Source organism: Cupriavidus necator A5-1, from assembly GCF_000744095.1.
Lineage (GTDB): Bacteria > Pseudomonadota > Gammaproteobacteria > Burkholderiales > Burkholderiaceae > Cupriavidus > Cupriavidus necator_A.
This window is the reverse complement of sequence record NZ_JQLI01000001.1, coordinates 4,628,895-4,654,123: the sequence shown is the minus strand read 5'-3', so window position 1 is coordinate 4,654,123 and position 25,229 is coordinate 4,628,895. Positions and strand designations below refer to the sequence as shown.

At 60.1% G+C, this 25,229-nt stretch carries 27 protein-coding genes and 3 pseudogenes; 17 read left to right on the top strand and 13 right to left on the bottom strand.

Annotated elements, in window-relative coordinates:
* Positions 1–2: 2 nt before the first annotated feature.
* The 6 genes from K307_RS20760 to K307_RS20730 form a co-directional block, all read right to left on the bottom strand.
* Complete coding sequence (locus K307_RS20760; RefSeq protein WP_042880913.1) at positions 3–1,025, bottom strand: alcohol dehydrogenase catalytic domain-containing protein; 1,023 nt, start codon at positions 1,023–1,025, stop codon at positions 3–5.
* Positions 1,022–1,978 carry a fumarylacetoacetate hydrolase family protein gene (locus tag K307_RS20755; RefSeq protein WP_042880911.1) on the bottom strand — a complete coding sequence of 319 codons (957 nt, stop codon included), beginning with the start codon at positions 1,976–1,978 and terminating at the stop codon, positions 1,022–1,024. The genes K307_RS20760 and K307_RS20755 overlap by 4 nt, the downstream gene beginning before the upstream one ends.
* 49 nt (positions 1,979–2,027) lie before the next feature.
* Entirely contained in the window at positions 2,028–3,170 is a 1,143-nt protein-coding gene (locus K307_RS20750; RefSeq protein ID WP_042880909.1) for a VOC family protein, read from the bottom strand.
* Between the two features lie 913 nt (positions 3,171–4,083).
* Positions 4,084–4,830, bottom strand: coding sequence for an SDR family NAD(P)-dependent oxidoreductase (locus K307_RS20745; RefSeq protein ID WP_042880906.1), 747 nt, complete (start codon positions 4,828–4,830; stop codon positions 4,084–4,086).
* A gap of 227 nt (positions 4,831–5,057) precedes the next feature.
* Positions 5,058–5,645 carry a hypothetical protein gene (locus K307_RS20740; protein ID WP_042880904.1) on the bottom strand — a complete coding sequence of 196 codons (588 nt, stop codon included), beginning with the start codon at positions 5,643–5,645 and terminating at the stop codon, positions 5,058–5,060.
* A 1,160-nt stretch (positions 5,646–6,805) separates the two neighbouring features.
* A complete protein-coding gene (locus K307_RS20730) occupies positions 6,806–7,306 on the bottom strand; it encodes an NUDIX domain-containing protein (protein ID WP_230625788.1) in 501 nt (166 codons plus the stop codon).
* A gap of 152 nt (positions 7,307–7,458) precedes the next feature.
* Between K307_RS20730 and K307_RS20725 the strand changes: the two genes are divergently transcribed.
* From K307_RS20725 to tnpC, 11 genes and pseudogenes are all read left to right on the top strand, one after another.
* Positions 7,459–7,845, top strand: coding sequence for a hypothetical protein (locus K307_RS20725; protein ID WP_155301187.1), 387 nt, complete (start codon positions 7,459–7,461; stop codon positions 7,843–7,845).
* A 323-nt stretch (positions 7,846–8,168) separates the two neighbouring features.
* Complete coding sequence (locus tag K307_RS20720; RefSeq protein ID WP_419187130.1) at positions 8,169–8,477, top strand: H-NS family nucleoid-associated regulatory protein; 309 nt, start codon at positions 8,169–8,171, stop codon at positions 8,475–8,477.
* A gap of 181 nt (positions 8,478–8,658) precedes the next feature.
* On the top strand, positions 8,659–8,994 hold the full coding sequence (locus K307_RS20715; RefSeq protein WP_042880899.1) for an ArsR/SmtB family transcription factor: 336 nt from the start codon (positions 8,659–8,661) through the stop codon (positions 8,992–8,994).
* The gene (locus K307_RS20710; protein ID WP_042882399.1) at positions 8,994–9,446 is read left to right on the top strand and encodes an ArsI/CadI family heavy metal resistance metalloenzyme; all 453 of its coding nucleotides are present in this window, start codon (positions 8,994–8,996) and stop codon (positions 9,444–9,446) included. Before K307_RS20715 ends, K307_RS20710 begins: the two co-directional genes overlap by 1 nt.
* The gene (locus K307_RS20705; protein WP_042880896.1) at positions 9,443–9,961 is read left to right on the top strand and encodes an arsenate reductase ArsC; all 519 of its coding nucleotides are present in this window, start codon (positions 9,443–9,445) and stop codon (positions 9,959–9,961) included. Before K307_RS20710 ends, K307_RS20705 begins: the two co-directional genes overlap by 4 nt.
* 34 nt (positions 9,962–9,995) lie before the next feature.
* Positions 9,996–10,496 carry an arsenate reductase ArsC gene (locus tag K307_RS20700; RefSeq protein WP_042882397.1) on the top strand — a complete coding sequence of 167 codons (501 nt, stop codon included), beginning with the start codon at positions 9,996–9,998 and terminating at the stop codon, positions 10,494–10,496.
* The gene (locus K307_RS20695; protein WP_042880894.1) at positions 10,493–11,197 is read left to right on the top strand and encodes an aquaporin; all 705 of its coding nucleotides are present in this window, start codon (positions 10,493–10,495) and stop codon (positions 11,195–11,197) included. The genes K307_RS20700 and K307_RS20695 overlap by 4 nt, the downstream gene beginning before the upstream one ends.
* A gap of 220 nt (positions 11,198–11,417) precedes the next feature.
* Positions 11,418–11,831, top strand: coding sequence for an MFS transporter (locus K307_RS20690; RefSeq protein ID WP_042880893.1), 414 nt, complete (start codon positions 11,418–11,420; stop codon positions 11,829–11,831).
* A 45-nt stretch (positions 11,832–11,876) separates the two neighbouring features.
* Positions 11,877–12,353 (top strand): IS66-like element accessory protein TnpA, encoded by a 477-nt coding sequence (gene tnpA, locus K307_RS20685; RefSeq protein ID WP_042880890.1) that lies wholly within the window; start codon positions 11,877–11,879, stop codon positions 12,351–12,353.
* A complete protein-coding gene (gene tnpB / locus K307_RS20680; protein ID WP_042875947.1) occupies positions 12,353–12,706 on the top strand; it encodes an IS66 family insertion sequence element accessory protein TnpB in 354 nt (117 codons plus the stop codon). The genes tnpA and tnpB overlap by 1 nt, the downstream gene beginning before the upstream one ends.
* Positions 12,707–12,763: 57 nt before the next feature.
* Positions 12,764–14,128: pseudogene (gene tnpC / locus K307_RS20675) on the top strand (IS66 family transposase); the annotation flags it as partial.
* Between the two features lie 192 nt (positions 14,129–14,320).
* Here tnpC and K307_RS20670 read toward each other — a convergent pair.
* Genes K307_RS20670 through K307_RS20660 form a run of 3 tightly spaced genes read right to left on the bottom strand, consistent with a single transcriptional unit; the run spans position 14,321 to position 17,524 of the window.
* On the bottom strand, positions 14,321–15,328 hold the full coding sequence (locus tag K307_RS20670) for a tyrosine-type recombinase/integrase (RefSeq protein WP_042875952.1): 1,008 nt from the start codon (positions 15,326–15,328) through the stop codon (positions 14,321–14,323).
* The gene (locus tag K307_RS20665) at positions 15,321–16,271 is read right to left on the bottom strand and encodes a tyrosine-type recombinase/integrase (protein WP_042875951.1); all 951 of its coding nucleotides are present in this window, start codon (positions 16,269–16,271) and stop codon (positions 15,321–15,323) included. Before K307_RS20665 ends, K307_RS20670 begins: the two co-directional genes overlap by 8 nt.
* Positions 16,268–17,524 carry a site-specific integrase gene (locus K307_RS20660; protein ID WP_042875949.1) on the bottom strand — a complete coding sequence of 419 codons (1,257 nt, stop codon included), beginning with the start codon at positions 17,522–17,524 and terminating at the stop codon, positions 16,268–16,270. The genes K307_RS20665 and K307_RS20660 overlap by 4 nt, the downstream gene beginning before the upstream one ends.
* Before the next feature lie 154 nt (positions 17,525–17,678).
* Here K307_RS20660 and K307_RS46350 point away from each other — a divergent pair.
* A pseudogene (locus K307_RS46350) lies at positions 17,679–17,906 on the top strand (transposase domain-containing protein); the annotation flags it as partial.
* Between the two features lie 97 nt (positions 17,907–18,003).
* Here K307_RS46350 and K307_RS20655 read toward each other — a convergent pair.
* The 3 genes and pseudogenes from K307_RS20655 to arsH form a co-directional block, all read right to left on the bottom strand.
* Positions 18,004–18,264: a hypothetical protein gene (locus tag K307_RS20655; RefSeq protein ID WP_042880889.1), complete on the bottom strand. Its 261-nt coding sequence runs from the start codon at positions 18,262–18,264 to the stop codon at positions 18,004–18,006.
* A 966-nt stretch (positions 18,265–19,230) separates the two neighbouring features.
* Positions 19,231–19,428, bottom strand: coding sequence for a hypothetical protein (locus K307_RS20645; protein ID WP_042880887.1), 198 nt, complete (start codon positions 19,426–19,428; stop codon positions 19,231–19,233).
* A gap of 216 nt (positions 19,429–19,644) precedes the next feature.
* Positions 19,645–20,363: pseudogene (gene arsH / locus K307_RS20640) on the bottom strand (arsenical resistance protein ArsH).
* 173 nt (positions 20,364–20,536) lie between these two features.
* Here arsH and K307_RS51090 point away from each other — a divergent pair.
* A complete protein-coding gene (locus tag K307_RS51090; RefSeq protein WP_080745084.1) occupies positions 20,537–20,785 on the top strand; it encodes a GNAT family N-acetyltransferase in 249 nt (82 codons plus the stop codon).
* A 99-nt stretch (positions 20,786–20,884) separates the two neighbouring features.
* Here K307_RS51090 and K307_RS20630 read toward each other — a convergent pair whose 3' ends face one another.
* Complete coding sequence (locus K307_RS20630; protein ID WP_042882395.1) at positions 20,885–21,250, bottom strand: ArsR/SmtB family transcription factor; 366 nt, start codon at positions 21,248–21,250, stop codon at positions 20,885–20,887.
* Between the two features lie 183 nt (positions 21,251–21,433).
* On the opposite strand from K307_RS20630, the gene K307_RS20625 reads away from it, so the two are divergent.
* From K307_RS20625 to pstB, 4 genes are read left to right on the top strand one after another with little or no spacing between them, the layout of a single operon-like run.
* Positions 21,434–22,426 (top strand): PstS family phosphate ABC transporter substrate-binding protein, encoded by a 993-nt coding sequence (locus tag K307_RS20625; RefSeq protein ID WP_042880885.1) that lies wholly within the window; start codon positions 21,434–21,436, stop codon positions 22,424–22,426.
* A gap of 46 nt (positions 22,427–22,472) precedes the next feature.
* The gene (gene pstC / locus K307_RS20620) at positions 22,473–23,441 is read left to right on the top strand and encodes a phosphate ABC transporter permease subunit PstC (protein ID WP_230625787.1); all 969 of its coding nucleotides are present in this window, start codon (positions 22,473–22,475) and stop codon (positions 23,439–23,441) included.
* 9 nt (positions 23,442–23,450) lie between these two features.
* Complete coding sequence (gene pstA, locus K307_RS20615) at positions 23,451–24,374, top strand: phosphate ABC transporter permease PstA (RefSeq protein WP_042880881.1); 924 nt, start codon at positions 23,451–23,453, stop codon at positions 24,372–24,374.
* A complete protein-coding gene (gene pstB, locus K307_RS20610; RefSeq protein WP_080745083.1) occupies positions 24,368–25,228 on the top strand; it encodes a phosphate ABC transporter ATP-binding protein PstB in 861 nt (286 codons plus the stop codon). The genes pstA and pstB overlap by 7 nt, the downstream gene beginning before the upstream one ends.
* Position 25,229: the final 1 nt, after the last annotated feature.

The following is a 25,229-nucleotide window of genomic DNA, read 5'->3' as shown; positions in this document are numbered from 1 at the left end:
TTCTAGAGTTCCCCTGGCAGCAGGACGGCCCGCCCGGGTTGGCCTTGCCCGACGTGCAGGAACGCCTGCCCGGCCTGGCTGAGCGTAAAGGTCTTCACCGCGGGAGGCGCCAGCGCCGCGGCGCAATCGGCCAGTGCCTGCAAGGCCGAAGGGTTCGGGCGGAAGGTCGTCCACCCATAGCGCGCGCCCTTCGGTATCAGGCCGCGTTTGCCACGCTTGCCGACCAGCGTGGCCACCCCGCCTCTGAGCAGTCCCAGCCGGTCGAAGTTGCCGAGCAGCGGATGGACCGTGGTCGCGTGACCGGCCGCGTCGGGCGCCAGCCGGTACAGCAGGTCCGCTTCGTCGTCCCAACTGGCGAAATTCAGGGTGGTGGCGAAATGCCGCGGCAGGCTCGCCAGCGACTGGCGGTGACGATCGACGAGTACGTCAGCGCCAGCGGCCAGGCAAGCACCGAGCCCTTTACCTCCGCCGACGGCGGTAACACTCGCTCCCAGCCTGTGCAGCAACCAGACCGCAATCTGGCCCAGGCCACCGGTCGCGCCGTGCACGAGCACGGGACGCCCGTTCACGGTCTCGCGGCAGATCCCGGCGTCGGCGAACGCGCGCGTCACGGTCAGGAAGTTGTACGGTAGCGTCGCCAGGGGGGCGGCCGGGATGGACGACGGCCTCAGGCGAGCGTGTTCGGCGCGCATGGTGACATGGGCAGCATGCGTGCCCGCACTCGATGGCGGCTTGGCGCCGAACACGGCATCGCCTTCGCGCAGTCCGGTCACACCCCGACCCACCGCGCAAACCGTTCCGACAAAATCGTTACCGAGCACAAGCGGCATGCGCGCCGCGCCCATGAGAGAGAAAAGTCTGCGGCCGTAGCCGCCGCGGCGGCGCACATCGATGGGATTGACCGCCGCGGCCTCCACTTGCACCACTATCTCGCCTGGGCGCGGCTGCGGGCAGGGCGCCGCGCGCAGCCGCAACGTGAAGGCATCACCAAAGCCGTCGATGGCGGCGATATAGCTGTGGCTCATGACGCCACCACCCGATTGCGCTGTTCACCCAGGTCGATGGCGCCGTCGTCGGTGCGGATCGAAGCGGTCATGATGTCGCCCGGCCGCAGGTAAGCCGGGTTCGACAGGCCCTTCTTGATGAAGAGGCGCCACTTCACGCTCTCGGACAGCACATGCCGGAACACCCACATTGCCAGCTTGCCAGGCGCACGGGCGGCGCAGCCGGCCGGAGTGCCGGTGGCGATCAGGTCGCCGGCTTGCAGGTCGTGCAGGGCGGACATCTCAGTAAGCGTCTGGTGCGGCTTGAAAATCATGTCGCCGCAATAGGCGTCCTGGCGGGGCTGCCCGTTAACATGCAGCTGCATACGGAACTCGGGCCAGCGCCGCCATTCCTCGGCGTCCAACAGCACCAGGAAGGGCCCGACCGGGCCGAAGCTGCGGTAGCTCTTGCCCTTGTAGAACTGGGCCTGCGGCAGCTGGACGTCGCGCGCCGAAATGTCGTTGACGATGGTCACGCCAGCAAGGAACTCGTGCAGCTGGTCCGGGCCGACGTGGACCGCGCCGCTCAGCGGCTTGCGCACCACCAGGCCGAGCTCGATTTCGTAGTCGAGCAGATGCACATGCGCCGGCCGCACCACGTCGGCGTCGGCGGGCGAAAGGCAGGACGGCGCCTTGGTGAACAGGGTGTTGAAGCCGATCTTGTCGGGGTCCATGCCGGACTCGCGCACGTGGCTGGCGTAGTTGATGCCCTGGCACAGGAACTGGCGGTCAGACGTGACCGGCGGCAGCAGCGTGACGGCGTCGAGCGGCAGCGTGGCCTGGTCGGGGGTGCTGCGCCACGCAGCTTCGAGGCCGTTCGCGACGAAGTCGGCGGTGCTGGTGGAGCCGCAAGACAGGGGCGCGATGCGGCGGTCGTGGACCACACCCCAGCAGGGCTCGCCGCCGTGGAGATATCGGACGACTTTGACGGACATTTGCTTTCCTTGACGTGAGGGGGGTTCGTACGGGAGCGGGAGCGCAGGCTCAGAGCCAGGGCCGCGCCTGGATCATCGCGCGCCCAAGCAACTTCAGCCGCGCGGCCGAGAGCCGGCCGGCGCGCAGCAGCCGCGCAACCCGGAACACCGTGGCGAGATTGCGCTTGACGCCCATGCTGGCGGGGACGTCGTCGCCCCATGCCCAGATGCCGGACATTTCCAGCGGCACGTAGTGGGTTTCCCGGTCGGCGGTGAAGACATCGCCGTCGGCGTAGTGCTCGAATTCCATGCCGTCCGGATCGAACCAGTAATCGAACAGCTGGCTGCCGAGCACATGGCGCCCAATACCCCACATATGGCGGTGGCCGTTCGCGCGCAGCACGTTGTGGCCCTGGCCGAGCGCGTCGAGGTCAAGCACTTCGTATGCGCTGTGCTCGTATTTCTCCTCGATGCCGCCGGCGAGCACGAAGGCGTGATGGTCCGCGGGCGTGCTGCCGAGGTCCAGGCGGAAGAAGCAGAGATTGGGTGATCCGTCCTCCAGATACTGGACATCGGTCGGGATCAGGCCGAGATGACGCATATACCAGCGCGCCATGCCGGGAAAGTCGACGGTCTGGAGCACGACGTGGCCGAGCTTGACCACGGCTGCGGGCTCCAGCGGCGGCCGGACCGTAGCGTTCACCCGCCGAAGCTGTCCCGGGTCATTGGTGAGCGAATGCAGCGGGTCCCGCAATGGCAGCGGGTCGAACGGCTGTTGGCCGGTCACCAGCCACAGCAAGTTCCCGGCGGGGTCGGTCAGTTCAACACCGGCGCCGCCGCCCGGAATCTCGTCGGCCGGCAGGCGGCGCGCATTCGCGTTGGCCTCGAGGTGGAGCAGGTCTGCCTCGCTGCGCACCGAAAAGGCCGCGCCGATATAGCGCGAGCGCTGGCCTTGCGTCGCCAGCATCAGGCACGGCTGGGGGCCGGCGCCCCGCATCAACAGCCGGCTGCCGGTGCGCGACACGCGGCGCATGCCGAAATCGGTCAGGAAGGTCTCCGTCGCGCGCAGGTCGCGCTTCTCGAACATCAGGAAGGCAAGCGTCTGGGCCTTGACCAGGGCTTCGGGCCGGTCGAGCTTCTGGACGAAGGCGGGCAGCGCGCTTTCGGGGAAAGCCGGCGGCGTGCGCAGCACGCTGCGGGGCGGGCGGGTCATGGCGTCTCCTGAATGGCCGGGCGCCGCCATAGGTGGCACCCGATGTTTTACCGACATTATCGTCATCCTGACGTTTTAGTCAATATCAAAAAGAGAGACGGCGTTTGCCCGCACCCGCTTGCGACGTGTGCTTCATTCGGCGTGATTCGCGGGCGGCCCGCGTGTGATGCTTCCCTGTTCCAGGCTCTTGCACAGCCAGCGGTGTTCAGTCCCGCTAATTCGGCTGTTGATGACGTGCAGACCAACGGAAGTCGACGCGAAAATGCCTCGTTAAGTTAGTAACAGGCGCATTGATTTCCGCATGATGCGGGCATGCCGGCAAGTCGCCATCCCATCCAGGTTATGTCCCTCGGCGTCCTTGAACCGGGCGCACATGCCCGTCACATCCCTGGATCAGAGTCAACTGCAAGCCCGTGACGCGTCATCTGTGATTTCGTCGAATGTATGGCATCGACCGGCGCTCGCCGGAGCTATGAAATAGCTCCCAGCCTTGAATTGAGGACGTTATTCTGATCTAAACAAAGGCCCGCTGGTTCGTGTTGACGAGGTGATCGACTTCGTCCTCGGTGTATTCGATCAATGGCGGAATGAAGAATACTGGCGTTGCTGACGAGCGCGTCTATCCGGCCACATTGCCCCTATGGAGCATTCATGAGACTCATTCAGGTCATCGATAGCGGGTACGCAAGGCCGCCGTATGACAAAACGGCACCACCGTGACGTCCGACGGACATCAGGCACTCGCTGAACGTGACTCGGGCCATCGAGTCAAATTGGGCATATTTTTTTTTGCGGTTTGCCAATCTTCTTTGGTACACATTTGAAAAGCTCAACGGCTGGACAACTGCTCATTGAACTCGCGAAGTGGCCCCGTGACAGGGCGTTCGCGACTTGAGAGCTTGAAACTCGCTTGCTAGCGAAGGCCGCCGCTTGTGATCAAATGTTCGCCGGTGAGCCACCGCGCATCATCCGATGCGAGGAACACCGCCACCGCCGCAACGTCATCCGGCTGTCCGAGCCGGCCTAGCGGTGTCTGGCTAACGGCTGCAGCATCAAAGTCGGAACCGATGATTCCCGCACTATGTGTACCTTCGGTCACGACCACCCCAGGATTGATGGAATTGACGCGAATCTTGCGCGGCCCTAGCTCGCGCGCAAGCGCGCCCGTGATCGCATCGACTGCGCCCTTCGTGCCGCTGTAGACGGCACTTGCCGCAGGAGTAGTACGGCTCACAACGGAACCCATGTTGATGATGCTGCCGCCCTCTCCAAGATGCCTGGCTGCCGCCTGGGTCACGAGCAGCGTGCCCAACACGTTAATATCGAAATGTTTATGAAAATGCTCTTCCGTCACTTCCTCTATCGTGGCAAATTCATAAATTCCGGCATTGTTGACGACGATGTCGAGGCGACCGAAATGCTTGATCGCAGTGTCGACTATGGCTTCCGCGTCAGCACGTTTAGTTACGTCGCCGCCGACTGCGACCGCCTTCCCGCCTGCGGCCGTGATAGCGGCAACGACTTTATCGGCATCTGCCTTTCCCCTGGAGTAATTCACGACGACGGTCGCGCCTTCGGCCGCGAGCGCCTTCGCTATCGCAGCGCCGATGCCTTTTGACGCCCCAGTGACGACCGCTGCCTTACCCGTGAGCTTGCCCATGGTGCTCTCCTATGAGGGTTCTCTTACTCGTCGCCTGTGTCGTGCCCCGCATCCACCTCGCGCATCCGACAGTAGGAATGTAGTTGGGAAAGCGAGTGCAATAAAGCGGCCCGTTCAAGGCTGCCGGATCGATTTCACGGTGGCTCGCCTGTGGATAGGCAGCGGTGCTCGTATTGGACACCGTCTGCGATACGCTCATCGCCAAGCCATGGCGACCGGAGCCGGTATCAGGCCAGCGCGCCGTCGGTGTAGACGTTACGGTTGCCGATGCTCGCTGTCAGGCCGTCGCGATTGCTGATGCGGGCGCCGTCGGTGTAGACGTCACGGTTGCTGATGCTCGCTGTCAGGCCATCGCGATTGCTGATGCGGGCGCCGTCGGTGTAGACGTCACGGTTGCCGATGCTCGCGGTCAGGCCGTCGCGATTGCTAATGCGGGCGCCGTCGGTGTAGACGTCACGGTTGCCGATGCTCGCTGTCAGGCCATCGCGATTGCTGATGCGGGCGCCGTCGGTGTAGACGTCACGGTTGCCGATGCTCGCGGTCAGGCCGTCGCGATTGCTAATGCGGGCGCCGTCGGTGTAGACGTCACGGTTGCCGATGCTCGCGGTCAGGCCGTCGCGATTGCTAATGCGGGCGCCGTCGGTGTAGACGTCACGGCTGGTGATGCGAGCGCCATCCGTAAAGGAGCTGCGCTGATCGTTGACGCGATAGGTGTAGCTGTACGCTTCGCCGGCCTTTTGCGGGGTAGCCTGGGCAACGCCCGTTACGAAAGCGGCGGCAATAGCAGCGGCGGTCAGGATGGTCTTGGCGTTCATGATTTTTTCCTTGCGTTGGGGCCGGGCGATGCTGGTTTGGGTAGCTGATCGAGGGCCAATATCTGTACTGCGTAGTAAGCAGTCCTCTCCTCGCCCTCGCATGCATCTATCTTCTAGTAGATAGATGCAAAGACCTAAAAAATGACCGCCTCCGGTACTGACAAAGTGCTTGGTATTGCGTGGACCGCTTTGCGTTGCTGCCGTTAGTGTGGCGGCTGCGTCGCTGTCCATGGCCTGAATACTATCTACTACTAGATAGACAAGCAAGGATGAATCTGTTCATTCGACGAAAAAGTTTTTTATCAGCCCAATTGAGTCGTTCTATATCAACAGTAAGTAACTGATTTTATTACAGAATATACGGCACAAGTCGTGTTGGGACATCGCTCATCCGGCCCAGAGACATCGCTGCGCCAACACCCAGATATTGATCATAGAGCACACCGATAGCTAGCACTACGCTGGCTAGTCGGCCCCATCGGGCTTGCGGGTCTGTCAGCAAGAGAGACTTAAGGCGCCGATGACCTCCGGCCCGCCGAAGCCAAACATATCGCCTTCGCACGTTCGCTTCCTTGGCTGCCAAAGAGCAAACCGTTGCTGGCGGTAAAACAGTCGTTGTGGCAAGTAATGAAACGAGTCTTGTTAGAGGGCTTGGCGTTGTTTCTTACAGCGTATCTGGCTTCCGCTATCGACCCGGAGCGCGGTCTCGGCTTTTGGGCGGTGATGGCAACAGTTACGCTCGTCCGCTGGTTGCGGCCTAATGCAGTCAATCAGCAACGGGAGCGGCTCGCCGCGTTGCTTAACGATATGGCCAGTATTCAAAACCGGCTATCCAGGGACGACTTTAATGCGAGACAGGTGCGGGAGTTGCTCTACGACGTTGAGAAGAGAGGCGCTGTGTTTAGCCCTTCCGTCTTTAACCTTTTGGACAGGCGTATAGCGGCGGAGGGAAAGAGTAGATGCGAACGTCTGGCCGTGGCCCGATAGCTGTGCCGCGCGGCCGGCAATGCCTCCCAGCCCACACCTCAATTAGTCTCGGCGGGCCTTTGTGGTGCAGGCCCACCGGTGGCGACATGAATGGTCTCCTCAGCTTTCATTTGCCCGCGTTTGCCTGTTCGGTGACCGAAGACTTCGGCGGTGGGGTACGCTTGGGCACCCTCTCAGTTCGACATACCGACCGTACTCTGCGCCCATTCGAGAATCGGTTCGAACCGGGCCGGCAGAAGCTGCCGGGCTTCGGCAAAAGTAACCCAGCGAAATTCGTGGTGCTCTGGACGGCCGAGTTCAGCGCTAATCGGCAAACTCACATCTCCGCTTGGCGACAAGGCAAGATAAAAGCGCGCAATCTTAACGTGGCCATAGGGTTCGGTTTCCCGATAGTCTTCACCCCAACGAAGCTCGAGCGCAGACAACCCAGTCTCCTCTTTGGTCTCACGCAACGCGGCCTGCAGCGGCCCTTCTTCGAGCTCTGGCAAGCCTTTGGGCAGGTCCCAATTCCGAAACGCGCGTAGAACCAGGCAGTGCCAGTGGTCGGCAAAGCGACGCAGCACCACCAAGCCAGCCGAACGCTTAAGAGCCTTCATCGTCAGTTCTCTCCCCCACACAACATCGCAGGCTTGAATGAGGCTATACGGTCCGGTCCGCGAGGAAAAGCGCGGCATGCGCCGTTGCCAAATCGTGACTTAGGGGTATCGTCGATTTCTCGGCCTTGTATGCGAGCAGCCTACGGAACCCGCCCTCATCCGGAGAACCAAGTTTGCCGGCCTGTGTCGGCGCCGTTATACTGTACATTTGTACAGTATCGACTACGACCATGCCACGACTGGAAGTCCCTCCGCATCCGCCAGCACCGCCGGGCGGCTACGAGGCCTGTCCCATCGACCCGGATTACGACCGGTACTACATACTCGACGACGTCGGCCGGCCGGTTCGCGTCTATGACTATGGCGTTCACGCGCGCTGGAGTTCCTGGCAGAGCAACGCCTACCAAATAAAGGATTTGCTGCCCGAATACAATGCCGAGGTCTGGACCTGCTTCTCGGGATGGGCCAGCAAGCACGACGACAAGCCGCCAATGTTCCGGACAAGTTTGCGGGCTCGCGCGATTAACAAGACGTTCGACTCGCTCACATGGGAGGAAGCCGCGGACAAGCACCAGCACGTGCTTGACAAAGTGAAGCGGAAGCTTTCTAGGCGTTAGGCCGCTGTGAGTAAGAAGCAGCCCTTTCGTACAGGATTCGTACTTTAAGCGGATGCCAAAACCGATACACCGAATTCGCTGCGCCCCCCACAGCGAATTCGATAGCCGAGCAGCGTCAGTCGCGCGCTGCTCGCTTGCTTTTTTCACACGAAGCGCAAAGGCGGCTCGGAACCGGCGTTGGTTTCTCACACTCCAAACCACGCTGGGTCACGGCGCCTTGAGGTTCTCATGCCGTGGCTTTGCGAGCGGTAGCCCGCTACGATAGGGCCATCACATCAAGGCACGCCGTCCACGCTTTTTAGTCAATGACGAAGCGCTTACCTGTGGCTGAAGTCGCCACCCAACCCTTTCACGCCTTTCCCTATGGCTCCGAGATGCAGCAGCTACGGCAGCGTGCGGACGCCATTCTTTGGGTAAAGTCGCAAATGGCCCGCAACGGTATCTCCATTGATGACCTGGTCGCGGCCGGATGCTTTTCAGAGCGGCCCTCGCGCTCCGACGCAAATACCGCTGCTTGCGTTCGCTATAGGGACGCCGCCGGCCACGTCTGGGATGGCAACGGAAAGCTACCCGACTGGCTACAGCGCGCGGTGAATGCAGGCCAGTCCGTCGAGCATTTCAAGGTCGAGTGATAATTCGGCTGCGCATGACTTCACAGTTCTCGCTCACTGAGCGGCTTCGGAGCCTGTAGAGCGTCAACTACTTTGACCGGTCGAACGACAACTATCTTGGCCGCTCGGGCAACACTTCTTACCGGGAGTCGTCATCAAACCTTCTCTTGCGACCGCTCTTCATTTCGTATATCGTGGAAATATGGAAACGAGCGAAGCTATTGCGGCGCTTGCAGCACTTGCCGCTGCGTCGCGTCTTGAGGTCTACCGCCTCCTTATGCGTGCTGGGCCTGAGGGAATGTCTGCGGGGCGCATCGCCGAAGCGATGGATACACCGCCGTCATCGCTTTCCTTCCACCTGAAGGAGTTGGCGCATGCGGGCTTGGTGACCTCTCGGCAGGAAAGCCGGTACGTTATTTATTCGGCCAACTACGCGACCATGAATGAACTCATTGCATTTCTGACCGAGAACTGCTGCCAGGGGGAGCCCTGTGCCGCGATACCGGATAGTGATTGCGCGACCTGTGGGGACAAATGATGAAGAGACTGCACGTCCATGTATCCGTCGATAACTTGGCGGAGAGCATCCGCTTCTACTCAGCGCTTTTCGCGAGCGAGCCAACCGTGACTAAGGACGACTACGCGAAATGGATGCTGGAGGACCCGCGCGTCAACTTCGCGATTTCCATGCGTGGCCGCAAGGCTGGCGTGGACCACCTCGGTGTCCAGGTCGAGTCCGAAGAGGAACTCAACGAAATGCAGACGCGACTCGCCAATGCGGAGCTTCCGATGGAAGCGCAGATTGGCACCAACTGTTGCTATGCCAAGTCGGACAAGTATTGGACTGTAGACCCCCAAGGCATCGCGTGGGAGTCGTACCACACGCTTGACTCAATCCCTACGTTCGGCGAATCGCGCCCCGACGCATCCGCTTCGGCTTGCTGCGCTCCTACGCCAGCCACCATCACCTTTCGCACTCGCGACAAATGAGCAAAGACACTTATAACGTCCTCTTCCTCTGCACTGGCAATACGTCACGCAGCATCATGGCCGAAGCCCTTCTGGCAACTATGGGCAATGGCCGCTTCAAGACGTTCAGTGCGGGCAGCCAGCCGTCGGGCAAGGTGAATCCGTTCGCTGTCGAGCAGGTCCAGAAGACATGGTACGACCTGTCGAATCTGCGCAGCAAGTCATGGGACGAGTTCGCCAAGGCCGATGCGCCGCACATGGACTTCATCATCACGGTTTGCGACCAAGCTGCAGGGGAAGTCTGCCCGCTCTGGCCTGGACACCCATCATCCGCGCATTGGGGTTTCTATGACCCCGCCGCGGTCGAGGGCACTGATGAAGCGAAGCGTGCCGCCTTCGAGCAGGTATTCCAGCAGATTAAGTACCGCGTCGAGGCATTCCTCAAGGTGCCACTTGAGGACCTCGATGAGACTGCCATTCGCGCTGAGCTGCAACGGGTTGGCGACATCGATGTCACTGCCATCGGTGCGACCTGATAACCGGGACTTGCCTACCCACGCGGTGTTCGACATGAGTGATAAGGTTTACAACGTTTTGTTTCTTTGCACCGGCAATTCAGCGCGCAGCGTGCTGGCCGAGGTTCAGTTGAATGCCCTCGGGGGCGGGCGATTCAGGGCCTACTCGGCTGGCAGTCACTCGAAGGGAGAAATCCATCCCTTGACGCTGCAACTCCTGACACAGATGGGACTTCCCACCGTGGGCCTTCGAAGCAAGTCGTGGAGTGAGTTTGCCACGTCGGATGCGCCCGTGATGGACTTCGTGTTCACCGTGTGTGACCAGGCCGCAGGCGAGCAGTGCCCCATCTGGCCAGGGCAACCCATCACCGCGCACTGGGGGGTTCCAGACCCTGCCGCTGTTGAGGGCTCGGATGAAACAAAGAAGCGTGCATTCAAAGACGCCGCAGCCACACTTCGCAAGAGGCTTGACCTCTTCAAGAGCTTGCCCCTCGCATCTCTCGACCGGCTTGCGGTGAAGAAGGAAGTGACCAACATCGGGAAAGCAAAACCATGAGATTGCGCCACGCCGTAGTCGCGGAGTTCCTGGGCTCCGCGCTCCTCCTCGCGACCGTCGTCGGTTCCGGCATCATGGGCGAGCGGCTCGCCGGCGGCAATGTCGGAATTGCACTGCTCGCCAATACCCTGGCGACCGGCGCGGGACTCGTGGCGCTCATCGCCACCTTCATTAATATCTCAGGCGCACACTTCAATCCCATCGTGACGCTTGCCGAGGTTTGCCTTGGTAAGCTGCGCTGGAAGCACGCTGGAGCCTATGTCGTCGCACAAGGCCTCGGGGCGATTGCCGGCGTGGTGGCCGCTCATGGCATGTTTGACCTGCCGCTGATAGAAGTGTCGGGGCATGTGCGCACCGGCCCATCACAGTGGTGGAGTGAGGTTGTGGCCTCGTTCGGCTTGCTTACGGTCATTCTGAACGTCGCGAAGCGGCGCCTGGAGTTTGTCCCAGTTGCGGTCGGCGGCTATATCACGGCGGCTTACTGGTTCACGGCATCGACGTCATTCGCTAACCCCACGGTCACTATCGCACGCTCGCTCACCGACACGTTTGCAGGCATCCGACCAGTCGATGCACCTGGATTCATCCTCAGCCAACTGGTGGGTGGCGCCCTTGCCGTTGTCATGTTCCTTTGGTTCGAGCGCTTGCATAGCTTGCCGAGGAGCGCGACCGATGCTGTAGTTGAGCAGGGCACAAAATGACGCAGCGCGTCGTCGTGAAGCAATTGCCGAGCATGACGATGCCGGACTCCGTGAAGTGCCAAGGGCGCTAGCGCCACCAGACGGTAGAGCGGATGCTCTCATCAGCGTCTTGGCCATTAAGGCTGGCGCCGTGCATGACACCGCAGTAAGAAACTCGAACCCTTAACGCCCGGCCACAGACCGGGCGCTTCTATATGAGTGAAGCGCTTGAGACCGGAAAGTGCTGGAGAGGTCAGACTCGTCGGCCCGCTTGGTCTATACGATTCCGGCACTCGGAGTCGCTCAAATAGCGTCCTGGGGGAGTTTGTACTACGCTTTCGCTGTGCTCTCCAAGCCAATACAAACCGAACTGCAGCTTAGCCAGCCGGTACTTTTTGGCGCGTTCACATTAGCCCTGCTGACGTCCTCCCTGACCTCCCCCAATGTGGGCAAGGCGATTGACCGATTTGGAGGAAAACGGATTCTCTGTGCTGGCTCTGTCGTCGCCGCAGCGGCCCTGCTTGCGCTGGCGTCAGCGACGAATGTCTGGACCGTCTATGCGGCCTGGGTGCTTGCCGGTCTGGCCATGCCAATGGCGTTGTATGACCCAGCCTTTGTAAGCGCGAAATTAGCCGCACCTAGCGTTTGCGGCTGAGAGCGGGCAGGCTTGCGTCCGCAACCACTATTTGCGGACGCAAGCATGATGGACAACGAATGGGAAGTTCCGCCGCTGAGGGTGATCCGTGTTCGCTCCAACGGAAAACGCGACTTTGACCCGGGGGATAAGCGCCGCTTGGTCGAGGCGTGTCTGCGGCCAGGGGTCTCGGTGTCAGGGATGGCCCTCAAGCTCGGCATCAATACGAACCAGTTGCGCAAGTGGATCCAGCTACACCAAGTGGCAAATGAAGCCGCCGCGGCCGGTAGTGCTGAATCTGCGTTGCCAGCGTTCGCACCGGTCGTCGAGATTAGCGGCGTAACGCGCGTCCCGGAGTCGGCGGTGGCGCTGGAACGTCTGCGGACCCAAGCGCCTGCTGCCCCTCAGCCATCGCCGCGTCTGCCACTGCAGCCGGCGCTACTGACGGCGCGGTTGCCTAACGGCGTGACGGTCGAGCTAGAATGCGGCGGGCAGGACGTTGCGCTGGTAAAGGCACTGATCGAAGCGTTGGGAGCGCGTTGATGTTCCGGCTCGACGCTGACCTGCAGGTCTACCTGCACCGCAATGCGGTGGATTTCCGCCTGGGGATCAATGGGTTGGTTGCCCTGGTGGAGCAGTCAATGCAGCTTGATCCCTTTGCCCGCGCCGTCTACGCCTTTCATAACCGTCGGCGCAATCGCATCAAGCTGTTGCTATGGGACCGCAACGGGTTCTGGTTGCTGCTCAAGCGCCTCGAGGAAGACCGCTTCGTGTGGCCACGGCGTCAGCAGACGGTGGTCGAACTGACGACCGAGCAGTTGCACTGGCTGCTGGACGGTATCGACGTGGACGCCATGCAGCGGCACCCGTCGCGCAAATATCAGCACACGGCTTGATTGTTGTTCGGTGTGACGTATACCTAATTGCGCCGCGGCTGCACTATCGTGTTCAGCATGAACGAACACGACTTCTCCCGATTGCCGCTGGCCGCCCAGGCCTATATCCGCGAGCTCGAAGCGCAGGCTACCACCAACGCCCAGCACATCGCTGAGCTGACCGAGCGCATCAAGCTCCTTGAGGAACAATTCCGCCTCGCGCAGTCCAAGCGCTTCGCACCAAGCAGCGAGAAGCTCAAGGACCGCGTGTTCGATGAGGCGGAGCAGATGGCTACCGCGGCGCTGGCCGACGACGATGAGGATGGCGCGCTCACGCCGCTGGACACGGGGCTGCCAGAGCCTGATAAGCCCGCAGGCCGCAAACGTGGCCGCAAGCCGCTGCCGGCGGAGTTGCCACGCCAGCGCATCGAGTACGACCTGACCGAAGACCAGAAGATCTGCACGTGCTGCCAAGGAGCGATGCACCGCTTGGGCGAGGAAGTTAGCGAGCAGTTGCACATCGAAACAAAAGTCTCCGTGCTGCAGCATGTCCGCTTCAAATACGCGTGCCGGCAATGCGAGCGCAATGCCGAACGCACGCCGGTGTTGATCGCGCCAATGCCGACGCAACCACTGCCGGGCAGCAATGCGAGCGCGGCAATGCTGGCGACGGTGACCACCGGCAAGTACGTGGACGGCACGCCGCTGTACCGGATGGAAGACGCGCTGGGTCGCGCCGGCATTGCAGTCGGCCGTGGCACACTGGCCAACTGGATCATCCGGCCCGCGCAACTGCACTACAGCCGGCTGTACGACGCATTGCGCCGCACGCTGCTGTCGCAACCACTGATCCATGCGGACGAGACGACGGTGCAGGTGCTCAAGGAGGAAGGCAAGGCCGCGCAGAGCAAGTCGTACATGTGGTGCTATCGAAGCGCCGAGGATAGCGACGAGCCGGTTGTGCTGTTCGACTACCAGCCCGGACGCGGCCAGGAATACCCGCAGGCATTCCTGGCCGGCTACGCCGGCATGCTGATGACCGACGGCTACAGCGCCTGGCGTACCCTTGAGTGCCCGAAGCACTTTGGTTGCATTGCCCATGCCAGGCGAGCGTTTGTCGATGCGCTCAAGGGGCAGAAGAAGCCCGGCGGCCGTGTAGCTCAGGCCCTCGAATACTTCAAGGCCCTGTACCAGGTCGAGGCGCTCGCCAAAGCAGATCTGCCCGAAGGTCAAACGCGTGTCGACTACACGTACCAACTGCGCCAACAGCACAGCGTACCGCTACTTGCGGCGTTCAAGACATGGCTGGACGAACATGCGCCGCTGGTATTGCCCGAGAGCCTGCTGGGCAAGGCGATTGCCTACACGCGTAACCAGTGGGAGTACCTGAGCCGCTACGTTACCGACGGGCGAGCGGCGCTGGACAACAACATCATCGAAAGACTATGGATTCGAATCCATAGTCTTTCTTATCCACGTGACAGAATTATGCAGAGTTTTGCTTTCTGTGTTTTACCGCCGGTCGCGCGCCCGGCCGCGGCGAGTCGGGGCCGAGCGTGCGCTACCAGAGGGGTTCAGGAATACAGTACGCCCATGGGAAGCGGCGGATGAACGCGACTCCCGGGGCAAGCATAATCATAGGCCATCGAGGAAGGCCAGAATGTTGTTTGAAGGACGATACCGACGCTGTTTGAACTGCGGCGCCTGGATGGCGTTTAGTGCCCGCTGTTTCATGGCCAGATCGGCTTCCACGTACATATGGGTGGTGGCGGGGCTTTCATGGCCAAGCCACAACGCAATCAACGTGAGGTCTACGCCAGCCTGAAGCATATGCATGGCAGTGGCGTGCCTCATGATGTGCGGAGAGACGCGTCTCGTCTTAAGCTGCGGACAGCGCGTCGAAGCGCTGGCTGCGGCGAGCCTAAGTCTGTCTGTCACGCCGGAGCGGGTCATCTGGCCGCCAGCGCGGTTGGGAAAAAGCCACTGATCCGGATCCGGATTGATCCGGCGTAGCCAACGGCGAATTTGTTTCGCGGTAGCACGCCATAGTGGCACGGCGCGCTCTTTTCGCCCCTTGCCGTGAAGGTGTACGCAGGCACTGCGGTCCAATACGACGTCCCTGACTCGCATAGCCGTGAGCTCGGACACGCGCGCGCCTGTATTGTAGAGCGTAGCCAGCATGACCTGATCGCGGTGACCACACCAGGTGTTGACAGATGGAGAATCAAGGATGGCCTGCACTTCCTCACGGCTGAGGAAGCTAACCATAGGCCTGTCGAATCGCTTCATGGGGATGGCCAACACGCGCTGAAGAATGGGCAGCGCGGCAGGCTCAAGCAACGTCGCATAGTGGGCAAAAGAGCGGATTGCTGCTAGTCGCGCGTTGCGGCTGCGGATGGTGTTGTGACGCGCGATCTCCAGATACTTGAGAAAGGCGAGAATCAGGTCTGCGCTAAAATCGGCCAACCGCAGCTTATGCGGCGGCTTGTGCAGATGCGCTTCAGCGAAGCTGAACAGTAAGCGAAAGGTGTCGCGATAGCTGGCCACCGTGCGAGGGCTAACGTTGCGCTGCTCGATTAAACGTTCCATAAAGAACCGCTGAATCAAGGCCGAGAAGCGCGCTGCCGGATCTGAGCTAGTCATTTGGAGTCTCCTGGGCGTATCGCTCGAAGCGTCGAGCGGCCAGCGCCATCAGTTCCGGGATGGCGCTAACGTACCAATACGTGTCGCTGACGCGAACATGCCCCACATAAGTGGACAAGGCGGCGATCGCGTTATCGACATTGATCTGGTTCTGATACCATCGGAGCAGGCAGTTCGTGATAAACGCATGCCTGAGATCGAAGATGCGCGGCGCCGGATAATCGCCTCGGGCGACCCAGCCAAGCCGCCGGCGTAGTCTGCAGAAGGTATCCTCCACTGTACCGAGCTTCAGCGCTCGTCCCCACGGAGACAGGAAGAAGTTGTCGTCAGCTGCGAGTGGGAGCAACTGGTCACGAAACTGAGCGTAACGCTGAAGAGCGGCGATGGTCGTCTCATGCAAGGGGACTAGACGGGATCTGCGGCATTTGCTTTTGCTAACGTTCAGCATGCCGGCCTCAAGCATTACATCCGCACGTTCAAGCCGGAGCGCCTCCGAAATACGCATACCGGTAGCAGCAAGCAGGCCAAAGAGCGTCTCGTAAGTTGCTGGCTGCAGCCCCCCTGCCGGGGGCAACCGTCCAGCCGCGGCCAAGAGTTCCTCGACCTCCGCGTTACTGAAAATGTGAGGCACCGGGCGACGATGCGTGGGCCCCAGTAGCTTGAATGGTGGGACCTCAGTGGCAGGTTCAAACTGCTGAAGGTACCTGACGAACGGGCGCAGTACTCCGATCCGCTTCGCCGCGGTAATTGGTCTGGTGGAGTGAGAATCTCTGGCCCAGCGCAACGCGAGTTCCAGAGTTACTGGGCCGCGGTGGCCAACTCGCTCAGCAAAGCGGGCAAATGCGAACAGCTGTGTTCCCTGTGCCTTCAGTCCGAAACCAAGCTTCCGCCTGGCAGTGAGATAGTCCTCTACCCGGGCAGTCATCGAGTGGAATTGATTCATGATCTCCTCCCCGGCCAAGGTGCGACCACGGCCGCGAGGCTGCTGAAATCGACTTTGGAGTAAATCATGGTTGTATCAAGGCTACGGTGGCGCAACACATCTGCGATGTCCTTGAGAGACGCCCCGTTGGCCAGCATTCGACTTGCAACCGTGTGGCGCAGCAAATGAGTGCCCATCGACGCACTGGGCCAACCGCATCTGGCGTAGGCCAGCCTGACCGCGCTGCGTACAACGGCTGAGCTGACCGGCCGATCAAGCGGGGCTCGATGCCGCACGAACAGCGCGCGACTAACGGTCTGCGGGCGACCAAAGCGCACGTAGTTGACCAGCGCGCGCCCGGTTTGCACGGGCAGCGGCAAAAGATCCACACGCCTGCCTTTAGCGGCTCTAATACGTAACGTTCCCTCATGCCAGTCCACGTCATCGAGTTGGATTCTGGCCACTTCCCCTACCCGCAAACCAAGATCGACTAGCAAACGTGCCATGGCGTAATCTCGTCGGCCTGATGCGGTCTTCGTGTCGAAGGCATTCAAGAATTGTGCGAGTTGGCCTTGCGTCAGCAATCTGGGCACGCGAGCCATTGACCAAACCGCCACCTTGGGTACAGCGGCGATCAATGCCTCGGTAGGGTCACCACCGAACTGGCGGAAGCGCAGATAGACGCGTACGCTGCTGGCGATAGCGCCGGCGGTCGACGGATTGCACCCCTTACTTCGCTCGACGACGAAATGCAGCACATGGCTCGGCTTAATGCGACTGGGATCAATGCGGCGATTACCATATTGATCGACCAGGAAGTCACGCACGTGGTCCAGATGGTTGCAGCGGGTGCTCGCGGCGAGACCACGGATCTCGTCAAGATAACTATCCAGACGGCCTAGTTCCTCGACGATAGCACTTGGCAATAAGGACGACCGTAGTGGGATGCGACCTTCCGCGCGAAGCACCTTAAGCAAATGCTTGAGTGCCGCCCTCGTGAAATTCAATGCACACTTACTTCTCCCAGGACAGTCGCAGTCAGGCAGGTGCACGGAGATGAATTGACGTACCAGATTCTCGTCGATCTGATCGAGCCTGATGCGCTTTCTGGTAAGCCAGCGTGAGAAGTGCGCGACGCTGGCAAGATAATGTCCGATGGTGTGAAGCGCATAGCCGTGACTTTGAAGGTAGCCGACATACGCCTGGCGGCTCGCTGCAAGAACACTCTCTTCGAGCTCACGCCACGATCGAACTCCGAGCCGATCCTCGTCCATGGTAGCTCTCCTCTGAGGCAATCGAGTCCCTCAGCAAAGCACCATTTATTATGTTCAGCAAGAGCGTGTCCCGGTGCGCTGCAACAGAGCCAGCCCAGCCTGCTACGCGACCATGAACTCGTGAGGACCCTGCATAATTCTGTCACGTGGATAAGAACGAGATATCAGGCCGTTTGCAACCGCGAGAAGGTCGTGGCTGTTCAGCGACACTGTCGCCGGCGCGAAGGCCAGCGCGATGGTCTATAGCCTGGTGCTCACGTGCCGGGCCTGCGGCGTTGAGCCGTATGCCTATCTGCTGCACGTGCTAACCGAGTTGCCGCAGCGTGCCCCGGACGCGGACGTCACCGACCTGCTGCCGTTCAACTTCGCCAAACGCCAATAGCGCTGCTGCGCCTGCCGCCTGAACGACGAACCGGCTGCAACCAAGGCGCCGATCGGCCATATGGGGCACTCGCCCGTTACACGGTAACGAGCGAGCATTACCGGCTCGCTTTGAAATAGAGGTCCCATTGCTCCGAATCCGGATCGAGCCGGCGCACGATTGCGTCGTCGGCTCGAACTATCAGCCGCTCCAGCATCTGACGCTTCGTTACCGCGTAACGGCGTGCCAGGCGCGCGAGTGCGAGATCCACTTCGCTACTTACCCACATGTCCAGCCGACGTTCTCCGTTGCCATCCTTGCCCGCTGTCGCGCGCCTTGCCCGATAGGCCGCCTGCCGCTGGGCTGTCGTCTGCGCCATCCCGCACTCCTTCGTCATGGTTACCCGGTAACGTTCCGTATTGCATACGTTACCGGGTAACAGTTCGACTCAACAAGGTGTGCTGGATTTAGCGGTTACCAGCCTTTGCCACTCTGCATCAGATTGACGCCAACCGGTATCGGAGGAGTGTCTCGGCATTGACACTGTTCGGCGGATTCGCCAGCACAGCGTTTTGGCCGCTCACATCATATTTAAACGCTAAGGGGTTGGCGCGTGACTCTGTTGATATTTGCTGCGATTCAGGTCGCTATTTGCTTGCCGCTGCATGCGCTCGTTCTTCCTACGCTATCCGGGCGTGGGCCTGTTCAATCCCGAGTCACTCCAACAACTAACGAGTCCGCTCGACAGGCAACCGGGCGGCGCCTATACCTTCTTGGCGGCGCGTTCGCCGCAGCGCTGTTCGTCTTTGGAGCAATTTCCGTCCATCTGTTGAATTTACTTCAGGTCGGAGGACTGACCACTGCGCAGGCAGTCATGGTCGCCAGTGTCATTGGACCGATGCAGGTTACGGGTAGAGCTCTGGAGTTGTTCTTCGCCAAGAGGCTGCCGCCAGCGACGGTCGGTCTATCTACTATCCCTCGGACTACTAATTTTGGCGCTCATTCTACTGGCCTGTTCGTCTGGCGGCCTCACAATGTGCTTCGTTTTCGCCGCAACATATGGCCTCAGCAACGGGCTGCTGACCATCGTCAGAGGCACGCTTCCCGCGGACCTGTTTCCCGCGATTCCCGTTGGTACCTTGCTAGGCTATTTGGCGAGGCCAGCGTTGTTGGCAATGGCAATCGCCTCTCTGTGCTTCTCCTTCGTCTCGTCCAGTGGATTACCCTTTGAGACGAGGGTGCTCGGGATGTCGGCCTTGGCGCTGCTATCGCTCCTGCTCCTGATGGCTGCCACGCGGCGAATGCCAGAAGCTTTACTGGAGCCGGCAACGGCCAAGCAGATTCGCTAGACCGCAGCGCCAAAGGGAGCTCGACGAGCCGGCCCGGCAGCATTCACCGCTGACTCAGCGCGGTAATGCTCGTCGCGACAGCCAGCAATATCGCTTAGGAAGTTGGCGACAACCGCCTCGGCCCGCAGCGCCTCCTGCTCCAAGTGTCCTTTTCGATATTCCGTCACGATGTCGCCCATTACCTTGGCGAACATGGACCGACCGTGTGCGGTTTTAAGCGAGCAGTAGGACGACCTACGGTGCAGTCGGCCAAGCCGTTGGCAACAGCATCGCGCAACTCACCAAGGGCGATGGCTAGCGGAGTCACGTCGGCCTCGTGGGGGATGAGCGTGGCTGGGCGCCGCGCTGCCGGCCAGTGTGCAGCGAAAGCACGCTCCTCAAGTTAATTGAGGGGTGCGCGCTACTCTCACTTATGCGGTTTGACCTGCGGTCGCGAGGTCCGCTTTTGCTGCTCTCGCGGCAGCTTCCTTGCGTTCGCTGTACCTGTCGGTCAGGTACTCCGATTTGTCTCTCAAGAGGAGCGTGAACTTAACCAGTTCCTCCATGACATCAACAACCCGGTCGTAATACGAAGACGGCCTCATCCGGCCCGCCTCGTCGAACTCCTCGAATGCCTTTGCCACAGATGACTGGTTCGGGATGGTGAACATCCGCATCCAGCGGCCAAGCACGCGAAGCGTATTGACGGAATTGAACGACTGAGAACCGCCAGATACCTGCATCACCGCCAGCGTACGTCCTTGAGTCGGGCGGATGCCAGCGCTTTCCAGCGGCAGCCAGCGATTTGCGTCTTGATAACGCCGGTGATGGCGCCATGCCGTTCCGGACTGCACCAGACTTGGCCCTCCGACCACTCCGACAACTTGCGAAGCTCGACTACTTTGGGATGGTCCGCGGCCGTCGCGTCCGGCATCGGGAGTCCACGCGGGTCAAATATCCGGATTTCGGCGCCAAGGGCACGCAAGATGCGTGCGGCTTCCTCAATCAGGAGCCGGCTGTACGAGCGCTCTCGCAGGGAACCATACAGAAGCAGAATTCGTGGGGGATGGGCTGAAAGCGGCTTGGACAGTTCTCCCGTCGAAACTTGCTCAAGCTGCGCCCGGTCGATGTTCGGTAAAGTGTGTGGCATGGGTCGCTCCTTTAATTCGATTCTACTGGAAGCGTAGAATCAATGCCGCAGCTACCCTGAATTGAACGCCTGGGACTCGCCTATGACGATTCGTGCCGCCACGGCTCATGACCTGCCCCACATAGAAGCGTTGCTGTCCAGCAACTCGCTGCCCCTCGCGGGCGTGTCGGAGCATCTCTCGAACTTCCGCGTCGTTACTAACGAGGTCAGCGGGGTGTGGTGCCGGATCGGAACTCTATGGCGTGGCCGCGCTGTTATGGTCCGTTGCGGTAACGCAGGACTATCGCTCTAAGGGCTTTGCGACAAGCCTGGTCAGGGCGCTGCTCCAAGAGGCCAGGATTCGTGGGGTCAAGTCAGTCGTGCTCTTGACCTCGACCGCGTCGACATACTTCTTTCGCTTTGGCTTTCTAATCGTTCGTTGACCGGTCACAAGTTCCTGAGTGCCTGCTCGCATCCCGGGAACTCCAAGACGCTTGCCCTGCATCCGCAACCGTCATGCAGCTAGCGCTGGTCCCGGTCTATCACGCAGCCTCGACAGCTGACTTCGTCCGCTTGGCACCCTTTGGCTTGCATTGGACGGCAGCAACGCCGCAGTCTTCGGGACGCCCCTCGCAGCAGTGCTCCATGAGGAACCCAATCAACTCGTTCATACGGTCGAACTGGGCGCGGTAGATAACAAACTTCCCTTCCTGCGTACTCGCAATCAGGCCAGCGTGCACAAGCTCCTTCAAATGGAAGGATAGTGTCGCCGGCGGCACGCCCAGCTCTTGGCCAATGCGGCCGGCATTCACGCCGTCAAGGCCCGCCTGGACCAGGAGACGGAATATCGAAAGTCGGGAGGTCTGAGCAAGTGCAGCCAGAGCCGCAACGGCAGTTTCGTTCTTCATCATTTGTTGAAATGTAGAGGCTCTGAGAGACCGATAGCGCAAGTCTGAGCGCAGGCACGTCATTTTGGTGTCATGAATGGTCATCTCGTCGCCATACCTCGAGCCCATGATTCTATACGCCTAGATTTATGGAAATGTACTTCCTAATCTGGGCTTGTCCACTCATTGCTCAGGGAGTTTCTGATGCGCCTCTCCTCTCACGCCGCCCTAGCGGCAGTAGCGCTAACCGTAGGTTCGCATGCCGCGCATGGCCAGGCTATCGTGAAAATCGATGGCTCGAGCACCGTCTATCCCATCACGGAAGCCGTTGCAGAAGACTTCCAAAAGGCGAAGAAGAATGCCATCAAGGTCACCGTCGGAATTTCGGGGACCGGGGGTGGCTTCAAGAAGTTCTGCCGAGGCGAAACTGATATTTCAGATGCCTCCCGACCCATCCTCAAACAGGAGATGGAGGCCTGCGCCAAGGCTGGTATCAAGTACTACGAGTTGCCCATTGCATTCGATGCGCTAACGGTGGTGGTCAATCCGAAGAACACGTTCGTCAAACAACTGTCCGTCGAGCAGCTCAAAAAGATGTGGGAGCCAGCAGCGCAGGGCAAGGTCACCACCTGGAAGCAAGTTGACGCATCCTTCCCCGACGCGCCCTTGAAGCTGTTCGGCGCAGGTTCCGATTCCGGCACTTTCGATTACTTCACTGAAGCCGTTGTTGGCAAAGCCAAGGCTTCGCGCGGTGACTACACCGCCTCGGAAGACGACAACGTTCTGGTCCAGGGCGTCTCGCGCGATGCGAATAGCATCGGCTACTTTGGCTACGCCTATTACGAAGAAAACAAGAGCAAACTCAAGGCTGTGCCGATTGTGAACAAGGCTGGCAAGCCTGTTCTTCCGGGCGAGAAGAGCGTCATTGATGGCTCGTACAACCCCCTCTCGCGACCAATCTTCATCTACGTCAACGAGAAGTCTCTCGACAAGACTGAGGTCAAGGAGTTTGTGACCTACTATTTGCAGAACGGTGCACGGTTGGCTGCAGAGGTGAAGTACGTGCCTCTGCCGGCAAAGGCCTACACGACAGCCGCTGAACACCTGGCCAAGAAGAAGCTCGGCACGGTCTTCGGCGGCGAAGCGGACGTCGGTGCAACTATCGAGTCTGTACTGGCCCGCGAAGCCAAGCTGTAACCGTAGTTGGGCGCGGCATCAGTCCGCGCCCAGTCATGACGCTCGCGTGAAGGCTGCTATGCCGGACTCCTCAACCGTTACCACTTCAGCGGATGACGTGACCTCGCATGTGGTCAGTGAGCGACTCGCCAAGAAAGCCTTCCGTAACACCACTGAGCGCCTGATTGAATTCATTCTGTTTCTTGCTGCCTCAGTCTCGGTTATTACCACGCTGGGAATCGTGTGGGTACTGGTTAGCGAATCAGCCCACTTTTTCGCCAATATCCCGGTCGGGGACTTCTTCACCGATACGATGTGGACACCGCTTTTCGCCGAGCCTCGCTACGGCATTCTTCCGTTGCTGCTCGGCACATTGACCACATCTCTGGTAGCCCTGGCCGTAGCAATTCCACTTGGCACCACCATCGCAATCTACCTCTCGGAGTTCGCGAATCCCTCACTTCGGGAAGTCATTAAGCCGTTCCTGGAATTGCTCGGCGGTATTCCGACTATCGTCTACGGTTACTTTGCTCTCACGGTGGTTACTCCGCTGCTACAAGCGTTGATGCCTTCCTTACCCGGCTTCAATATGCTATCCGCCGGGCTCGTGATGGGCATCGCCATCATCCCCTACGTCAGTTCGCTTGCCGAGGATGCCATGCGCGCCGTACCGATGAGTTTGCGAGAGGGCTCGTACGCGATGGGCGCCACACGGTTCCAGACCGCTATGCGGGTCGTCGTACCGTCAGCCTTGTCCGGCGTTCTCTCGGCCTACATCCTGGGTATCTCTCGCGCGGTCGGTGAAACCATGATTGTTGCGGTGGCCGCCGGCATGCAGCCCAATTTCACGATGAATCCGCTGCAGCCTGCTGCAACAATCTCCGCCTACATTGTGCAGGTAGCGTTAGGTGACCTGCCTCACGGTTCCATCGGCTATCAGTCCATCTTCGCCGCCGGTCTGACGCTGATGCTGATGACGTTGCTCTTCAACATCCTCGGCCACGTCCTCCGGCGTCGCTATCGCGAAGCCTATTGAAGGGACGCCATGCCACTGCCGCCGCTCGACGCCATTCGCAGCATCATCAGGACCAACAAGCGATGGGACCTCTTCTTCGCCATCGCAGGGTTTCTCGCGCTGCTTGTGGGCGTGCTGACCTTCGTCGCGCTCTTCCTCCAGATGGCCTATTCGGGCTGGGCGCGCCTCACTCCCGAGTTCTTCACGAATTTTCCTTCGAGACGAGCCTCACAGGCCGGCATCCTTTCCGCCTGGGTTGGCTCCCTGCTGGTGATGCTTGTCACCGCAGTCACTGCCGTCCCGCTGGGCGTTGCTGCCGGCACATACTTGGAGGAGTACGCGCCCAGGAACCTGGTTACAGACATCATCGAAATCAATGTCACCAACCTCGCTGGTGTTCCGTCCATTGTCTATGGACTGCTTGCCCTGGGCATCTTCGTCTATTCCTTCGGGTTCGGTCAGAGCATCCTGTCTGCCGGCTTGACGCTCGCTCTTCTTATCCTCCCCATCGTCATTGTCGCTACGCGCGAGTCGATTCGAGCCATCCCGGAGCATATCCGTGAGGGTGCGTATGCACTGGGAGCCACTCGCTGGCAGGTGACCCGTGACCACATCGTGCCGTATTCCATGCCCGGCATCATGACCGGTGTCATCATTGGCATGTCGCGGGCCATCGGTGAGACTGCGCCCATCATCACCATCGGGGCGCTGACCTTCATCGCATTCCTGCCGCAGTCCCCCGTTTCATCAGATTTCCCTTGGCTCAATTTCGAATGGCTCTGGTCGGGATTCACCGTCATGCCGATTCAGATGTTCAATTGGACATCTCGGCCCGAAGAGGCCTTTCAACAGAACGCCGCGGCCGCCGGCTTCATCCTGGTTCTGATGACACTTTCGATGAATGCACTCGCCATCTGGGTTCGCTATCGTCTGAGGAAGGCCATCAAATGGTAAGCAACACCATGCCCGCGGAAGGCCAGCGGGAACCCGCCACTCCTCCACGCAATAACTTTGTGCAAGGGCTTGAACCTCATGCCCTGGAGCCGTCTACAGTCAAGGCGGCTGCCATCGACTTCGGCTTCTACTATCGCGCGTTCCAGGCTTTGAAGGGAGTCAATCTTCCTATCCAGGAGAAGCGTGTGACCGCTTTGATTGGACCGTCTGGGTGTGGCAAATCGACACTTCTACGCTCTTTCAACCGCATGCACGACCTGTATCCCGGCAACCGGTACGAGGGCAGCATCCGGCTATATCCGGACAACACCAACATCCTCGACCCCAGAGTCGACCCCATTGAAGTACGGATGCGCATTGGCATGGTGTTTCAGAAGCCGAACCCCTTCCCCAAGTCCGTCTACGAGAATGTCGCTTACGGTTTGCGGCTTCGGGGTGAAAAGAGCCGCTCGAAGCTTGATCAGGGCGTTGAGGAGGCGCTACGCGCAGCGGCCTTATGGGACGAAGTGAAGGACCGGTTGCAGTCACAAGGTACCGCGCTTTCCGGGGGACAGCAGCAGCGTCTGTGCATCGCGCGGTGCCTGGCGACCGACCCCGAGATTCTATTGTTTGATGAGCCAACTTCCGCCTTGGACCCGATTGCAACGGGTAGCATCGAGGAACTCATCAGTCAGCTGCGGCCGCGCGTCACGATTCTTATCGTGACCCATAACATGCAGCAAGCCGCCCGTGTTTCCGACTACACGGCCTATATGTATCTGGGCGAACTTGTCGAGTATGGCGAGACCAATCAAATCTTCTTGAAGCCAAGTAAGCAAGCAACGGAGGACTACATCACCGGCCGTTTCGGCTGAA

Excerpts from the sequence above, each read along its gene's own strand:
- K307_RS20655 (WP_042880889.1), bottom strand. The coding sequence starts at position 18,264 with ATGGCGCAGACGACAGCCCAGCGGCAGGCGGCCTATCGGGCAAGGCGC.
- K307_RS20750 (WP_042880909.1), bottom strand. The coding sequence starts at position 3,170 with ATGACCCGCCCGCCCCGCAGCGTGCTGCGCACGCCGCCGGCTTTCCCC.
- K307_RS20625 (WP_042880885.1), top strand. The coding sequence starts at position 21,434 with ATGCGCCTCTCCTCTCACGCCGCCCTAGCGGCAGTAGCGCTAACCGTA.
- K307_RS20630 (WP_042882395.1), bottom strand. The coding sequence starts at position 21,250 with ATGAAGAACGAAACTGCCGTTGCGGCTCTGGCTGCACTTGCTCAGACC.
- K307_RS20700 (WP_042882397.1), top strand. The coding sequence starts at position 9,996 with ATGAGTGATAAGGTTTACAACGTTTTGTTTCTTTGCACCGGCAATTCA.
- K307_RS20740 (WP_042880904.1), bottom strand. The coding sequence starts at position 5,645 with ATGAACGCCAAGACCATCCTGACCGCCGCTGCTATTGCCGCCGCTTTC.
- K307_RS20670 (WP_042875952.1), bottom strand. The coding sequence starts at position 15,328 with ATGACTAGCTCAGATCCGGCAGCGCGCTTCTCGGCCTTGATTCAGCGG.
- tnpA (WP_042880890.1), top strand. The coding sequence starts at position 11,877 with ATGATGGACAACGAATGGGAAGTTCCGCCGCTGAGGGTGATCCGTGTT.
- K307_RS20760 (WP_042880913.1), bottom strand. The coding sequence starts at position 1,025 with ATGAGCCACAGCTATATCGCCGCCATCGACGGCTTTGGTGATGCCTTC.
- K307_RS20745 (WP_042880906.1), bottom strand. The coding sequence starts at position 4,830 with ATGGGCAAGCTCACGGGTAAGGCAGCGGTCGTCACTGGGGCGTCAAAA.
- K307_RS20715 (WP_042880899.1), top strand. The coding sequence starts at position 8,659 with ATGGAAACGAGCGAAGCTATTGCGGCGCTTGCAGCACTTGCCGCTGCG.
- K307_RS20665 (WP_042875951.1), bottom strand. The coding sequence starts at position 16,271 with ATGAATCAATTCCACTCGATGACTGCCCGGGTAGAGGACTATCTCACT.
- K307_RS20710 (WP_042882399.1), top strand. The coding sequence starts at position 8,994 with ATGAAGAGACTGCACGTCCATGTATCCGTCGATAACTTGGCGGAGAGC.
- K307_RS20730 (WP_230625788.1), bottom strand. The coding sequence starts at position 7,306 with ATGCCGCGCTTTTCCTCGCGGACCGGACCGTATAGCCTCATTCAAGCC.
- pstB (WP_080745083.1), top strand. The coding sequence starts at position 24,368 with ATGGTAAGCAACACCATGCCCGCGGAAGGCCAGCGGGAACCCGCCACT.
- K307_RS20755 (WP_042880911.1), bottom strand. The coding sequence starts at position 1,978 with ATGTCCGTCAAAGTCGTCCGATATCTCCACGGCGGCGAGCCCTGCTGG.
- K307_RS20705 (WP_042880896.1), top strand. The coding sequence starts at position 9,443 with ATGAGCAAAGACACTTATAACGTCCTCTTCCTCTGCACTGGCAATACG.
- K307_RS20645 (WP_042880887.1), bottom strand. The coding sequence starts at position 19,428 with ATGTTCGCCAAGGTAATGGGCGACATCGTGACGGAATATCGAAAAGGA.
- K307_RS20695 (WP_042880894.1), top strand. The coding sequence starts at position 10,493 with ATGAGATTGCGCCACGCCGTAGTCGCGGAGTTCCTGGGCTCCGCGCTC.
- pstA (WP_042880881.1), top strand. The coding sequence starts at position 23,451 with ATGCCACTGCCGCCGCTCGACGCCATTCGCAGCATCATCAGGACCAAC.
- K307_RS20660 (WP_042875949.1), bottom strand. The coding sequence starts at position 17,524 with ATGGACGAGGATCGGCTCGGAGTTCGATCGTGGCGTGAGCTCGAAGAG.
- K307_RS20725 (WP_155301187.1), top strand. The coding sequence starts at position 7,459 with ATGCCACGACTGGAAGTCCCTCCGCATCCGCCAGCACCGCCGGGCGGC.
- tnpB (WP_042875947.1), top strand. The coding sequence starts at position 12,353 with ATGTTCCGGCTCGACGCTGACCTGCAGGTCTACCTGCACCGCAATGCG.